The following is a 13,881-nucleotide window of genomic DNA, read 5'->3' on the forward strand; positions in this document are numbered from 1 at the left end:
CATGAAGCGGGCGGCCTTTCACGTGCGGAATTTCGACGTTCGACCACGAGGCGTTCGCGCAGGCAGGGTGCATCGGCTGCCGGGCTGTGCGGCAGTACCCGGCCAGGAGCCGCCGCTGACCAATCTGTTCCCAACGACCCATTGAAAGCCGCAAGCGGTCGTTCGGAACGTCGTCGCAGCCAACTCGATCTGTCGCGCACTGCTCTCGCAGCACTTCTTCGAGCGAAATCCGGTAGTACGTGGCGATTCGCCCTCGACAATGGTCCAAGCCCATTGACTTGATGGATCGTGCCTGCCTATCGCACCTGAATCTCGAAATCGACAAGATATCCCGATACTTCTGTACCGTGCGCGTGAATCAGTGCGATAAGCTCTTCCGGCGTAATTTCGACACGCCATTCCCGCTGGCTGCCAGGCTTGCGAATATCTAGTGCGACCAGGAGCACGCTGCGACCATCCGCTGAAGCTTCGAGGCGCATCGTACGGTTAATCGTCTCTGTCTGCGGATCAATCTCCGTCAGTAACGACAACGTGCCATGAGCGCCAGAAAAGTGCGGGGAGTTCATGAATGAAAGTTTCCTGATTCCTTCGAACTGCTACGTTCGTCGGCTGTTATGGGGGAGGCATCCGCTCTATTTCCGGTTGCTTTCGGCCACTGTCGACGTTTCAACTCCTGGTGGTGGCGTAAGCAGCCAGTCTCCCTGAGAAATGAAGAACAAACCCGAGCAATGCCAATGCGCCGCCGAATACGCACGCTGCGTGCCATCCACCTAGCCGCCAACTGAGACTTGCTCCCCAGGAACCCGCGGCGCCGCCTACGAACATGCCGCTCATGAATAGCGTGTTGAGTCGGCTTCTTGCCTCGGGGCGAAGTGCGTACACCACATGTTGGTTGGAGATGAGGGCCGACTGTTCACCGAAGTCCAGCAGGATGATGCCGACGACCAGGCCAACGAGGCTGCCCCAAAGGCCGAGAACCGCGTATGACAGCAGCATGATCAGACAACCAAGCCCGATAACGGCATGGGGTCCACGACGATCAGCGACACGGCCGGCAAGTGGCGCAATCAGAATACCGGTCGCACCAACGATCCCCATGAGGCCTGCCACATCAGCCCCCAAGCCGAAGGCCTCATGCAGACGCAATGCCAGAATCGTCCATAGCCCAATAAAGGAACCGAACATTGCGGCTTGAATACACGTTGCACGGCGCAGTGACCGTTCTTCTCGCCACAACTCGATGAGTGACTTCATGAGACCAAAGTAGCTGTGGTTCGTCTTGGGTTCACTGTGTGGGAGTTTGACTACCAACATGACCGAGATAATGGCGGTCATCGCGGCCCCTAGCCAAAACGTGGCCCGCCAACCCCAATGATCGGCAGTAAATCCGCCGACGGCCCGTCCCAACAGAATGCCGCAAAGCAAGCCGCTCATCACGGTACCGACGACCTGGCCACGGCGATTGGATCCGGCTAGTTCTGCCGCGAACGGTACAACTTGTTGGGCAGCGGATCCTGAAATACCTACTGCCGCTGAAGCGATTACCAGCAACCAGGCATTCGGGGCTGCAGCAAGGCATACCAACGCCACGACTAACACTGCCGTTTGCCCGAGAATCAATTTTCTCCGATCAATCCGGTCTCCCAGAGGAACCAGAAAAAACAGACCACAGGCGAAACCCAGTTGTGTCGCCGTCGGAACCAGATTGACGAGGCCAAGCGATCGTGGGAAAGCCTGCTGCAACAGTTCCAGGATCGGCTGGTTGTAGTAAATATTAGCGACGAAGACACCGCAGGCAACCGCCATCACCATCAGCAATGAACTGTCCAGGCGATGTGTTAACCCGGGCTCTTCAGGGGCGGCGGACTGCGCCGGAGATTCGCTACCAACTGTATTGGGTGACATGTCCAGACTCACGACGTAGTACAGGGACCTTCATCGTGATGCAGCGCACACAAGAAGTCTTTGGCCTACAATTTCAGACGTCTGAAATTCCTGTTGATCCCTGCAATCTTGCTGTGTGACATTGACAAATGCCTACAGGTACAAAGACTCGCCATGAAAGGCCGTCGAAGGGCCCTGACGCCCGCGACGACGATATGGTTGCTTTCGGCCGCTACCAGTTGTTCCCACGTCTGCGGCTATTGTTAAGAGACGGAGTACGCCTGGACGTAGGTGAGCGTGCGCTGGACGTGCTAGTCCAGCTTGTCAGTACGGCAGGCCAGGTCGTATCCAAAGATTCGCTTCTCTCCCGGATATGGTCGAAGGAGGTCATCGAGGAAAACGGCTTGCAGGCGCAGATTTCGTCGTTGCGAAAGATACTGGGGGATGATCGGGACCTTATCGCGACGGAATTCGGTCGAGGCTATCGTTTTACAGGTTCAGTGCAGGCGCATCGGGCTGTCACGTCATCCCTAGGCGCACCTCAAGCACGAGTTGGCCTGCCGAGCCCACGGTCTCCTTTGATCGGCCGCGTTGAGGAGCTATTGGAATTAAACCGGCTGCTGGCTACCCAAACGTTATGCACGCTCACAGGCCCTGCCGGCATAGGTAAGACCCGCCTGGCGATAGAGGCCGCGTCAGAATCCAGCCCCTGTTTTCCCGACGGGGTTTACTTCGCCGACTTGTCGCAACTAAGCGCAGCCTCAGTATCGCCAGCTATTTCGAGTGCGTTGGCGGGGCTTGCTGGGACAAGCACACAACAGTTGGCGTCTCACCCGGGAAGGGCACTACTGGTCGTTGATAACTGTGAACACGTTACGTCGGCCTGTGCAGCGGCCCTTGAGCGGGTTCTGGAATCAGATCCGCAACTGAGCGTGCTGCTCACCAGCCAGACCCCATTGGGGCTGGACGGTGAGCAGGTCTACCGGCTCCGTCCTCTCACGTTACCTCCGCGCACCATCAACGCAGCAAACGCAAGAAGCTATAGTGCGGTTGAACTGTTTGTCCGCCGTGTAACTTCCGCGGACTATCACTTCGAGCTTACGGAGACGAACGTAGAGCAGGTGACGGCGTTATGCAGGGCGCTCGATGGTGTCCCACTGGCATTGGAAATCGCTGCAGCTCGCGTGCCATCGCTGGGTCTCGCAGCGGTCACCGAGGATTTAGCCCTTTCGTCCGGATTGCTTGCCGCTCAGAAACGCCAGACCTCGGCTCGCCATCGGACGCTTGGTGACGCGATGCAGTGGAGTTACCAGTTACTCGACTCCGTGGAACAAGCGGTGTTCCAGGAGCTGGCCATTTTCCCTGCCGATTTCACCGTCGCTGCCGCAGAACGTATCGTATCCACCAAGCTGGAAAGGCCCACCCGACTGGTTGATGTGCTTTGCAGCCTCGTTGAAAAGTCGCTGATCACGTTGCAGGCCGGAACCCAGCCGATTCGCTATCGCTATCTAAGCATGCTGCGGGCATACGCCCTGGAGCAGCTTGCGAACCGCACGGCGGCCGTGACTGAAAAGCATGCTCGATTCGTTGAGCAATTGACTTCTCAAGCCCAACAGGATTGGACGTCGCTACCCACGACGCAATGGAAGCGACAATACGAACACCACATTGACGATATCAGGGCCGCTCTTGACTGGTCATTGTCAGATAGTAAGCGCCGTGCCTCGGGTCTGCTCATTCTCGCGAACTCCGCCCCATTCTGGATACAACTATCACTCTACGACGAGTGTCGCCAGCGGATTACGAACGTACTGGAAGAAACGAAAATTCCTCCCGTTGAAGAGCGCCAGGAGATGATGATCCAGACCGCGCTGGCCACTTCGCTGACCTGGTCACGTGGACCCGTTCCGGCTAATGGGCGGGCCTGGAGCAGGGCCAGCGATCTCGCGCTCCGGCTGGACGACGCGGAAACGCAACTGCAGGCTGAATACGGTCTATGGCTTTATCATCTCCGCAGCGGCTACTACGCACAGGCCCTACAGCACGGGAAAAACATGGCAGATCTAGCCGTGAGACATCGCGATCAAGCGGCACTTCTGACCGCACGTCGTTTGATTGGGACATCTCGTCATTTTCTGGGGAATCACACTGAAGCTTTGTCTGAAATTGAGTGCATGCTCGACAGTTATACGCGCGACGAACGTCATGGTTCCCATTTCAGGTTTGGAATGGACCAGCGCGTGGCAGGTTGGGCCTTTCTTTCGCGCATTCTGTGGTTAATGGGGAACACGGCAAAAGCGCGACGGGCTGCCCAGGTAGCGATTGACGAGGCTATGGCACTGGATCACGCCTGCACCCTGTGCTGTGCACTTGCGGAGGGAAGTTGTAACGTGGGTGCACTTTCAGGAGACGTGGACGGAGTCAAGCATGCGTCGCAACAGCTTATCCAGGTGGCAGGAAATCACGGTCTGGACTTTTGGGGACTCTATGGTTCGGCTTTTTTACTTTGGGCGAAAGTATTCCAGGACCCGAACGCGGTCTCCTTTGTAGAGCTTCGATCGACACTGGAGACGCTTCAAGCCCGTGGATTTGATCCGGCTTATTCCGTATTCTTGTCCGACTTTGCGAAAGCAATGCTGGAACAGGGACGTACGCGAGAAGCAGTCAACCTCATTAATGCCCGGCTGGCAGGCGACGCCGCTGGACAGTTTTGGAACGCCCCCGAACTGATGAGAATCAAGTCCCGGACGCTATCGGAGAAGGGGTCATCTCGGCGAACGCCACGGTCGATAATTTTGCAACAAGCGTTGACGCTGGCACGCGCTCAGGGTGCGAAAGCGTGGGAGCTAAGACTCACAGACGAACACGTAGAGTAGGCGCCGCGTAATGGGGTATCACCCGTTTGCCGCGCCGAGCGCTTCACTGGAGCGGGACATGTCCGCGAGCGGGCCCGTTTTCGTCGATTCGACCAGGTAGTCGAGGAAGCCCCGTACAGAGGGCGACGTGCGTCGCGCGCGTTCGAAGAGCACATTCACGGGCGCAGGCATTGTCTCGTAATCCTGAAGGATGCGCCGCAGCCGGCCACGCTCGATGTCGTTCGCCACTTGCCACGAGGGGGCGCGCACGATGCCCGCACCGTCGATCGCCGCGGCCGCCAGGACGTCGAGCGCGTTGGCCCAGAGACGGCCTGCAATGCGCGCGGAATGGCGAGTGCCAGCGGACTTGAAGCGCCATTCGACGGGCCCAGGCTGGTCGGAGAAAACGAGGCAGTCGTGCTGACGCAGCTCGTCAGGCGAGCAAGGCGCGCCGCGGCGCTCGATATAAGACGGCGCGGCGCAAACGATCATGCGTACGTCACCGAGCCTGCGTGCCACGAGCGCCGAATCGGGCAGGCGGCCCACACGAATCGCGAGGTGGATGTCTTCCTCGACGAGATTCACGGCGCGGTCGATTAGCAGCAGCTCAACCGAAACAGCGGTGTGGCGCGCAAGAAAGCACGGCAGGAGCGGCGCGATGACGGTTCGGCCGAGCAGCGTGGGCGCGGCGATGCGCAAACGGCCCGCCGGCTCGTTGCGGCCCGCGCTGAGCAAAGTGCCCACTTCGTCCAGCTCCGCGAGGATCGACTTCGCGCGCTCGAAAAATAGGCGCCCCTCGTTCGTCAGCGCAATGTGCCGTGTCGTGCGGCGCAGCAGCTGCATGCCGAATTGCGTCTCCAGCGCCGACAAGTGGCGACTCACCGAAGTCAGCGACATCGGAATCGCACGGGCCGCGGCAGACAGACTGCCGGCTTCCACCACCCGGACAAACACATTCATCGCGTCGAATCGGTCCATTGGTCACCTTTCCTTAAATCGCAAGAATCATTACCGCTGTACGACCGTACTCCCGAGATCAGGAATAGTCTACATTCCCCTTTGAGCAAACCGCAAAAGCCCGCGCGCCACGTCTCGGATCGAGCGCGTGAGCGCTTCGAACATTTCCGGCAAAGGATGGACGCAGATGAAACAGTCGATCTATTGGGTCATGGCACTCGCAGCCGGACTCGTCGTCGCCAACAACTATTACAACCAGCCGCTGCTCGTCGATTTCGCGCATACGTTCAGCGCTACCGAAGGTCAGGCCGGCGCGGTTTCCATCGCTGCGCAGGCTGGTTATGCGCTGGGCTTGCTCCTGTTCATTCCGCTCGGGGACAAGGTCGAGCTGCGCAAGCTCTTCGCGCTCACATTGGCGGCGGCCGTTGTCGCGCTTGTCGCGATGGCGGCGGCGCCCACGCTGCCCTGGGCCGTAGCGGCAAGCTTTGCCGCGGGCATGGCGAGTGTCGCGCCGCAACTGCTCACGCCTTATGCGGCGAAGATTGCGGGCCCCCAAAACCGCGGCAAGGCCGTCGGAATCGTGATGTTCGGTCTGCTTTGCGGCATCCTCGTCTCTCGCACGGTATCGGGCACGATCGCTGCGCATTTCGGATGGCGCTCTGTCTACGCGTTCGCGGCAGTCGCGATGGTGGGCGTTGCCGTCATGCTTGCGCGCGTGCTCCCGCGTATCGAGCCGACCTTCTCGGGCAGCTATGGTGCCTTGATGCGTTCGCTGTTTGCGTTGCTGCGTGAGGAACCCGTCGTACGGCAGACCGCTTCGATCGCGGCGTTGCAATTTGCTGTATTCAGCGCTTTCTGGACGACGCTCGCGTTTCACCTGCACGCCCTCGACCCCCGTTACGGCAGCGAGACGGCGGGGTTGTTCGGGCTTGTCGGGGTCGCCGGCGCGAGCGCGTCCTATGCTGCGGGAAAGCTGACCGATACGCGCGATCCGTGTCGTATCATCTTCGCCGCCAGCATTGTCCTCATTGCCTCGTACGTGGTGCTTGCGTGGAAAGGCTCGAGCATCGGCGGGCTAATCGTCGGGGTGATCCTGCTCGATCTCGGCATGCAAAGCTCCCATGTCTCGAACATGGCGCGCAGCCTGGCGGTTAAGAGCACTGCGATGAGCCGTGCCAACACGCTTTACATGACATGCCGCTTCGCGGGCGGGGCGATCGGCGCGGCGCTTGGCAACTATGCGTGGAGCGTATGGCATTGGCCTGGCGTGTGCGGCGTTGGGCTCGTCTTTGCCAGCGCTTCGATGCTGCCGCAGATCATTCCCGCGTCCGGTCGGCGACCGCCTGCGGCGCAACGCGAGGCAAGCGCAGACTACAAGGGGCGTGAAGCGCGATAGGCGATCGAGCGGTCGCTTCAAACGGATCGCACTTCCTTAGGCGTATGGATGGATCGACCGCTTTTGATCGCTGTTGGGACATCCGAAGAAACGAACTGAAGGACCGGGTCGATCAGCGACAGTCGCGGACGGCCGAGTCCTCGCAAGAAGTGTCGGCCGTCCGGATTTTTTCACGAACTGTGTCAGTAGTTTTTCACTTACCTGGCACAGATTTCACTTTGTGTGGCACCCGACATGTCGGCTGCCAGGATTCGTGAAAAGTCCGTCATTGAATCTAAAGGGATTTTTCAGGAAGAGTGGCGCCTTGCGCCCAGCAGTCGTCACGGAATGTGAAATATCCTTCTTGCTCTGCCGCGTTAAATGAAAAATCCGGCAGGTCCTCGTTAATGCCGCCTGATTCGAACGTCGATCGCGGCGCCAACGGGTTGCCACGTCGCTGGCCAGTGACGGGCAGAAACCGGCCAGAAACGGCCTCCCGAGCCTGATTTTGGTGCGGCCGGCTTCGACTCGTAAGCCGTCGTTCCCTCCGCGCCATAGGACGGGGCCCAATCAATCAGCTATCAACCGGCATAGTCGCTCCTGAACCGCGCCGACGCATTCCAGCGCCGCAGGCAACACGGAATTCACGGACGAAGTGCTATAGAACAATTGCACGGTCTCGAGAAAGCTCGAGCCAGGTATCGCGAGGATGGCGAGACCGACGCGGCCGGCTCGCTTGCGCGCAACGGCCAATGGCATCAGTGCGAGAAATGGGTAGTTCGCCAGAATGGCCTCGTTGGTCGGCAACGAAATGGATTGCACGCAACCGTCGGGGAACGCGAGCCCCGAATCGGCCAGCCAGCTTTGCAAAGCGAGGTAGGTGGGCGCCTCCTTCGGCGGCAGGATCCAGGGCAAACCGGCAAGGTCTTCAGTTACGACGTTTCTGCGGCTCGCCAGCGGATGATCTCGCCCGCACACCACCACGATCGGATCGTCCATGATTGCGCGCGACGCGAATTCGCTTTTGCCGAAACCTACCGGCTCGGTGCGGCTCAACACGAAATCGAGCGATCCATTCGCGAGCATGGGAAAGAGCCGGTCGCTAGTCGCTTCGTGCAACGCAACGTTGACGTGCGGCGCGCGCCGCTTTAACTCAAGTATCAACTCCGGCGCAAACACCGGCAGCACCGTGGCGACTGCACCCACTGAAATCTTGCCGGAAAGGCCGCTAGTGAGCGCGTCCACTTCGTAGCGTGCCTGCTCGAGTTGATGGAACACCTCCCGCGCGCGCCTCGTGAGCGTCTCGCCGACGGCCGTCAACTGAAGCCGGTTGCCGACCCGCGTCATGACCGACACGCCGAGGCCGGCCTCGAGTTCGGCAAGCTGTTTCGATATGGCGGGCTGCGTCACATTCAGCTTCTCGGCAACCAGCCGGATTTGGCCAAGACTGTCGAACAAGGTCAGCAGCCTGAGGTGGTTCAGTTTCAATCCGGCCTGAAAAAACCGCTCGATCGGGTCCACGGCGCTCCTCATTGCGAATAACTTATGGTTATGCGCTTTCGAAAAAATGTCAATTGCTTGTCATGCGTCCGCGTACCATCATCAAGCACAGGAGACAGCCGCACCCACAGCGCGCCCTGACATACCCACCATGAATGCCACGAACGTACTGTTCATTCTGTCGGACGAACATCAGCACAACCTGATGGGCTGTGCCGGCCATCCGTTCATTCACACACCCAATCTGGATTCGCTCGCTGCGCGCGGCACGCGCTTTCGCAACGCCTATACGCCGTCGCCGATCTGTGTGCCGGCGCGTGCGAGCCTTGCGACAGGGCGCTATGTGCACGACATCCGCTGCTGGGATAACGCCATCGCGTACGACGGCGGCACGCCGGGCTGGGCGCAATATCTGACGGCGGGCGGCATGGTGACCGACTCGATCGGCAAACTGCATTACAGGAGCGACGCAGCGCCTGTTGGGTTCCGCCGTCAGCATCATCCCGTGCATATCCTCGATGGGATCGGCCAGGTCTGGGGCTCCGTGCGCAATCCGCTGCCGCACAGCATGGGGCGCTCGCCACTCTACGACAAGATCGGCCCGGGCCTGTCGAACTACAACCGCTTCGACATGCGCGTGGCCGATACGGCCGTCGAATGGCTCGGCGAGCAGGGCGACAACACGAAGCCCTGGGTGCTGTTCGCGGGCCTCGTCGCGCCGCATTTCCCGCTGGTAGTGCCGCAGGAATTCCTCGATCTCTACGATCCCGACAGCATCGAACTGCCGTTGCTGCATCCGTCGAGCGGTTATGCGCGGCACCCGTGGGTCGAACGGCAGGCGGTCCATATGGACCACGACGCCGCCATCGGCAGCGACGGGCGGCGCCGTCTGGCGATGGCCTGTTATTTCGCGCTGGTCACGTTCCTCGACGCGCAGGTCGGCAAGATTCTCGCAGCGCTGAAATCCAACGGTCTCGACGAAACGACCACGATCATCTACAGCAGCGATCATGGCGATAACCTCGGCAAGCGCGGCATGTGGAACAAATGCCTGATGTACCGCGAGTCGACCGGCGTGCCGATGATCGTCGCGGGCCCCGGCATTCCCAAAGGCAAGGCGTGTGAAACACCGGTGTCGCTGATCGATATCCAGAATACGATTCTGGAGCGCACCGGTTGCGCGGCACCCGGCAACACCAGCCCCGGCGAGTCGCTGGCAAAACTGGCCAATGCGCCGGATCAACCCGGGCGGCTTGCGTTCAGCGAGTACCATGCCGTCGGCTCGGAGACGGCGGCCTATATGCTCGCGGATGCCGACTACAAGTACCATCACTACGTCGGCTTGCCGCCCGAGCTGTTCGATCTGCGCCGCGATCCGCAGGAGTTGCGCGACCTCGCGGCGTTGCCGGACTACGCGGGTGTCATGGACCTGTTCGAGCGGCGTCTGCGGGAACTGCTCGATCCTGAAGGCGTGGACCGGCTCGCGAAAGCAGATCAGGCGCGTCTGGTCGAGGCGTTCGGCGGACGAGAGGCAGCGCTGCGAACCGGCACACCCGCGGCGACGCCCGTGCCGGTCGAATAGGATCCGGCTCAATAGCCGGTGCAGCACACAAGACAAATGATCGACGGAGACAACGCGATGGCCTCAGCAGAACTGGCAGCGACGGCGCATGAGCCGACGCGCCAAACCCGATGGAAGACGGTCATCCTCGCGAGCCTCGGCGGCTCACTGGAGATTTACGACTTCATCATCTACGGCGTGTTTGCCCGTGAAATCGCGCGACAGTTCTTTCCGGCCGCGGACCCGATCGCCTCGTTGATCAGCACCTTCGGCGTGTTCGCGATTGGCTATGTGTCGCGGCCGCTCGGCGGCATTGTGCTCAGCAGTCTCGGCGACCGCTTCGGGCGGCGGCTGGTGTTTCTCGTTTCCGTGCTGGCGATGTCGGCGTCGACTATCGGCATCGGACTGATTCCCGGGTACGCGTCGATCGGCGTGATGGCGCCGGTGCTCCTGGTTCTGCTGCGCCTCGCGCAAGGTTTTTTCCTCGCGGGCGAATTGCCTTGTTCGATCACCTATGTGGTGGAGGAAATCCCGCAACGCGCGAGTCTCGTGAGCGGGCTCGTCATCTTCTGTCTGAACTCGGGTGTGCTGACGGCCACGCTGATCAGCCTCGCGCTACATGCGGGCTTGAGCGCTGAGGCCGTGTTGTCGTTCGGCTGGCGGATCGCATTTATTTTCGGCGGCGTGATCGGGCTCGTCTCGTACTGGTTGCGTACGTCGCTCGAGGAATCGACGGAATTTCAGCGCTTGCGCAGCCATAAGGTCAAGCGTCCGTTCCGGATCGTGCTGACGGAGTATCCGAAGCAGGTGGCGGTGGGCGTCGGCGTGGCGGGTATCGTGAACGCGTCGAACAGTCTGCTGTTCGTGGTGTTGCCGTCGTATATGACCACGGTGCTTCATATCTCGCCGGGTCTGGCGAGCGCCGGCCAGAATGTCGGCATTGCGACGATGTCGGCGTCGCTGCTGTTCTTTGCCTGGATCGGCGATCGCGTGGCGTCGCGTCATTGGCATCGCATTGGCTCGATCCTCATGCTGCTCGGCAGTTATCCGTTCTACCGGCTGATCGCCGCCCATGAAATCGATCCGGTCTTCGCGTTCGTCGTGATCGGTTTTGTCGGCGGGCTGGTCAACGGTTCGTATGCCTATCTGCTCGCGGATCTGTTTCCGACCAACGTGCGCTTTAGCGGCATCGCGTTGTCACTCAATCTCGCTACGGTCATCTTCACGGGCATCACGCCGCTCGTTGTGACCCAGTTGTTGCACAAGACGGGTTCAGCGGCTGCCCCGGGACTTTTTCTGACCGGCGTTGCCGTGATTGCGTTGGCTGCTGGATTGGGCTTGAAACGCTTCGGCGGACAGATCGGCCGCGCCTCGGAAAAGCGTTGATCGATACATGACACAGCAGACACACGATATGACGGACTTGCAACGGACACTCATCGAGCAACTGGGCGAACAGTGCGTGTCGCTCGACGCGGGCGTGCTGGATGCGCACGCTGGCGACTGGAGCGACGCCGAAAAGCGACGCCCGGAACTGGTGCTGATGCCGCGTACGCCGAACGAAGTGGCGAAGGCGCTCGGCGTACTCTCGAAGCTCCGCCAGAAGGTCGTCGTGCAAGGCGGCCTGACCGGTCTCGCGGGTGGCGCTACGCCACAAGCTGGCGAAGTTGCGGTCTCGCTCGCCAGAATGAATGCGATCGAAGAGTTTGATTGCATCGGCGGCACGATCACGGTTCAGGCAGGCATCGCGCTCGAGCAATTGCAAACGCACGTGGAAGCGCAGGGATGGTTTTTTCCGCTTGATCTGGGCGCGCGCGGCTCTTGCCAAATCGGCGGCAATGCGGCGACCAACGCAGGCGGCAATCGCGTCGTGCGCTTCGGCGTAATGCGCGATCTGATTCTCGGCATGGAAGTCGCGCTCGCGGACGGCACCGTTCTTTCGATGATGAACAAGGTCACCAAGAACACGACAGGCATCGATCTGCAGCAACTGTTCATCGGCTCCGAAGGCATTCTCGGCGTGATCACCCGGCTCGTGTTAAAACTCGAGCCGAAGCCAACCGTGTCGAATACCGCCTTGTGTGCGCTTGGTTCGTTCGATGCCGCGACACGATTGCTGAAAGAGCTGCGGCGCCGTTTACCGGCGCTGTCGTCGTTCGAATTGATGTGGGACGATTACATGAGCGCCGCAATGGAGATCGGCGCACTCAAGGCGCCCTTCGCGAGGCGCTCACCGGTGTACGTGATCGTCGAAACGTTGGGCGCCTCGGAAGAAAGCGAGCGACGCGCGCTCGAAGAGGTCCTCGAATATGCGCTCGAAAGTGAAATCGTCGATGACGTTATCGTCGCGCAGTCCCTCGACCACTCCAGGCAGCTATGGGCGTATCGGGAAACCATCGGCGAATTGCTGGGCCGCCTGGCACCGCATGCGGCGTTCGACGTGGGCTTGCCGATGATTGCGATGGACCGCTTCGTCACAACGATGACGGAAGCGCTGACGTCGCGTTTCCCGGACCAGACTCATCTGTTCTTCGGCCATCTCGGCGACGGCAACCTGCATCTACTGTCGGGTCCGTACGCTGAAGCCGGAGCTATGCATGAGGTGGAGCGGCTCGTCTATGAGGAGGTGCGGGCCGCCGACGGATGTATTTCCGCCGAGCACGGCATTGGTGTAGTCAAGCAGGAGTTTCTCCATCTGAGCCGGTCTCCTGAGGAAACCGACCTGATGCTCAAGCTTAAAGCCTTGCTTGATCCGTGCGGAATACTCAATGGCGGCCGGGTAGTCATTGAACCCGCTGTTGAGTCAAGCGCCAGGAATATCTAGCGTCTGCTGTACTCCAGCAACCGGCCGTTCGGCCGCCATGCGTTGAAAGGCAGCTCCGGGTCGGGTACTGACGGTGGTGATCGGCACCTCAGAGGGCGACCGACTCTTAGCAGCACTCAACGGATAGCGAGGTATAGCCCAGCGCGCGCGACGTGCTTCCGGGAGCGACCGCGGAATCGCAGTCTTGCGCTACAGTTCAGTGGCGGACAGCGGTATACGTCCACCCATGCCGTGGACTGCTTTCGCCTCCGCAGCCTCCAACAGGCGGCGCTTGCCAAGCTCGAAGGCCAGCAGCAATTGCCTTGGGGTGCGATTCGCGGCGCCGAGTTTTTCGCAAACGACTTCGCAAGGTAGCGCAAAGGCGCAGTACCCCCAATCGAAGCCGTACACCGAAAACAAGACTGTAGAGTCGTTGCAAAGGATGGGCGCAGTCAAATTCGTACCGGGTTGGTCCATGGCTCTTCGCGTTCCTGTCCGATGACAGTGTTCCTGGATTCTTGCACGGGGACCTTACAAAAGTCCACGCGGCGGCGATGAGTGAAAAATGAAATGCTTTGCACCCGCGCACATCGAAGATCAGAGGGGTAGTGGCGTTGACGCCCGTTACACCGGTTGCATGAGGCGGAGGAATGCCACAAGCGGCCGAACGGTAGCGACCGATATCGGGCTTGTCGAGGACCGCCGGGTCCTCGTCGTCGGACGATCTGGCTTCGAGTGTGGTTACCGCGCGATATCGAGGGCACACCCAATCGACGGATCACGTCCGCGGCGCGAGCTCGGCCACGCTTCTACTACTTGACAAGAATGAACCATGGCACGATCCTCGCTGCGTGACACGTGCTCGGTCCGTTGCCCCATGGGGCATCCGGGGAAATTCGGCGAGCGCGCAGTCCAAACCCGGGCAAGCGCCTATCGACCATTCCCG

General features: G+C 60.3%; 10 protein-coding genes. 5 read left to right on the forward strand and 5 right to left on the reverse strand.

Annotated features, from left to right (window positions below; all coding sequences use genetic code 11):
- Nucleotides 1-296: 296 nt before the first annotated feature.
- Together P3T21_RS33610 and P3T21_RS33615 are read right to left on the reverse strand one after the other, a co-directional pair.
- Entirely contained in the window at nucleotides 297-566 is a 270-nt protein-coding gene (locus P3T21_RS33610; RefSeq protein ID WP_074284595.1) for a hypothetical protein, read from the reverse strand.
- 100 nt (nucleotides 567-666) lie between these two features.
- A complete protein-coding gene (locus tag P3T21_RS33615) occupies nucleotides 667-1,812 on the reverse strand; it encodes an MFS transporter (RefSeq protein ID WP_429260280.1) in 1,146 nt (381 codons plus the stop codon).
- Nucleotides 1,813-2,033: 221 nt separating this feature from the next.
- Here P3T21_RS33615 and P3T21_RS33620 point away from each other — a divergent pair, with 221 nt between their 5' ends.
- Nucleotides 2,034-4,760, forward strand: coding sequence for an ATP-binding protein (locus tag P3T21_RS33620; protein ID WP_429260242.1), 2,727 nt, complete (start codon nucleotides 2,034-2,036; stop codon nucleotides 4,758-4,760).
- A gap of 18 nt (nucleotides 4,761-4,778) precedes the next feature.
- Here P3T21_RS33620 and P3T21_RS33625 read toward each other — a convergent pair whose 3' ends face one another.
- Complete coding sequence (locus tag P3T21_RS33625; RefSeq protein WP_429260243.1) at nucleotides 4,779-5,717, reverse strand: LysR family transcriptional regulator; 939 nt, start codon at nucleotides 5,715-5,717, stop codon at nucleotides 4,779-4,781.
- Nucleotides 5,718-5,844: 127 nt separating this feature from the next.
- Here P3T21_RS33625 and P3T21_RS33630 point away from each other — a divergent pair, with 127 nt between their 5' ends.
- Nucleotides 5,845-7,092, forward strand: coding sequence for an MFS transporter (locus P3T21_RS33630; RefSeq protein ID WP_429260244.1), 1,248 nt, complete (start codon nucleotides 5,845-5,847; stop codon nucleotides 7,090-7,092).
- 549 nt (nucleotides 7,093-7,641) lie between these two features.
- On the opposite strand, the gene P3T21_RS33635 is transcribed toward P3T21_RS33630, so the two are convergent.
- On the reverse strand, nucleotides 7,642-8,592 hold the full coding sequence (locus tag P3T21_RS33635; protein ID WP_429260245.1) for a LysR family transcriptional regulator: 951 nt from the start codon (nucleotides 8,590-8,592) through the stop codon (nucleotides 7,642-7,644).
- Nucleotides 8,593-8,722: 130 nt separating this feature from the next.
- Here P3T21_RS33635 and P3T21_RS33640 point away from each other — a divergent pair, with 130 nt between their 5' ends.
- The 3 genes from P3T21_RS33640 to P3T21_RS33650 are packed head-to-tail and all read left to right on the forward strand — an operon-like array spanning nucleotide 8,723 to nucleotide 12,956.
- Nucleotides 8,723-10,153, forward strand: coding sequence for a sulfatase-like hydrolase/transferase (locus P3T21_RS33640; RefSeq protein ID WP_429260246.1), 1,431 nt, complete (start codon nucleotides 8,723-8,725; stop codon nucleotides 10,151-10,153).
- Nucleotides 10,154-10,210: 57 nt separating this feature from the next.
- Nucleotides 10,211-11,518, forward strand: coding sequence for an MFS transporter (locus tag P3T21_RS33645; RefSeq protein WP_429260247.1), 1,308 nt, complete (start codon nucleotides 10,211-10,213; stop codon nucleotides 11,516-11,518).
- 7 nt (nucleotides 11,519-11,525) lie between these two features.
- Nucleotides 11,526-12,956 carry an FAD-binding oxidoreductase gene (locus tag P3T21_RS33650; protein ID WP_429260248.1) on the forward strand — a complete coding sequence of 477 codons (1,431 nt, stop codon included), beginning with the start codon at nucleotides 11,526-11,528 and terminating at the stop codon, nucleotides 12,954-12,956.
- 189 nt (nucleotides 12,957-13,145) lie between these two features.
- Here P3T21_RS33650 and P3T21_RS33655 read toward each other — a convergent pair whose 3' ends face one another.
- A complete protein-coding gene (locus P3T21_RS33655) occupies nucleotides 13,146-13,412 on the reverse strand; it encodes a hypothetical protein (protein WP_429260249.1) in 267 nt (88 codons plus the stop codon).
- Between the last annotated feature and the right edge of the window lie 469 nt (nucleotides 13,413-13,881).

It is taken from the genome of Paraburkholderia sp. GAS334 (assembly GCF_050436625.1).
In the GTDB taxonomy this organism is placed as follows: domain Bacteria; phylum Pseudomonadota; class Gammaproteobacteria; order Burkholderiales; family Burkholderiaceae; genus Paraburkholderia.

What these genes read in the sequence shown, in the direction of transcription:
- P3T21_RS33610 (WP_074284595.1), bottom strand. Translation starts at nt 566, where the DNA reads ATGAACTCCCCGCACTTTTCTGGCGCTCATGGCACGTTGTCGTTACTG.
- P3T21_RS33615 (WP_429260280.1), bottom strand. Translation starts at nt 1,812, where the DNA reads ATGGTGATGGCGGTTGCCTGCGGTGTCTTCGTCGCTAATATTTACTAC.
- P3T21_RS33620 (WP_429260242.1), top strand. Translation starts at nt 2,034, where the DNA reads ATGCCTACAGGTACAAAGACTCGCCATGAAAGGCCGTCGAAGGGCCCT.
- P3T21_RS33625 (WP_429260243.1), bottom strand. Translation starts at nt 5,717, where the DNA reads ATGGACCGATTCGACGCGATGAATGTGTTTGTCCGGGTGGTGGAAGCC.
- P3T21_RS33640 (WP_429260246.1), top strand. Translation starts at nt 8,723, where the DNA reads ATGAATGCCACGAACGTACTGTTCATTCTGTCGGACGAACATCAGCAC.
- P3T21_RS33645 (WP_429260247.1), top strand. Translation starts at nt 10,211, where the DNA reads ATGGCCTCAGCAGAACTGGCAGCGACGGCGCATGAGCCGACGCGCCAA.
- P3T21_RS33650 (WP_429260248.1), top strand. Translation starts at nt 11,526, where the DNA reads ATGACACAGCAGACACACGATATGACGGACTTGCAACGGACACTCATC.
- P3T21_RS33655 (WP_429260249.1), bottom strand. Translation starts at nt 13,412, where the DNA reads ATGGACCAACCCGGTACGAATTTGACTGCGCCCATCCTTTGCAACGAC.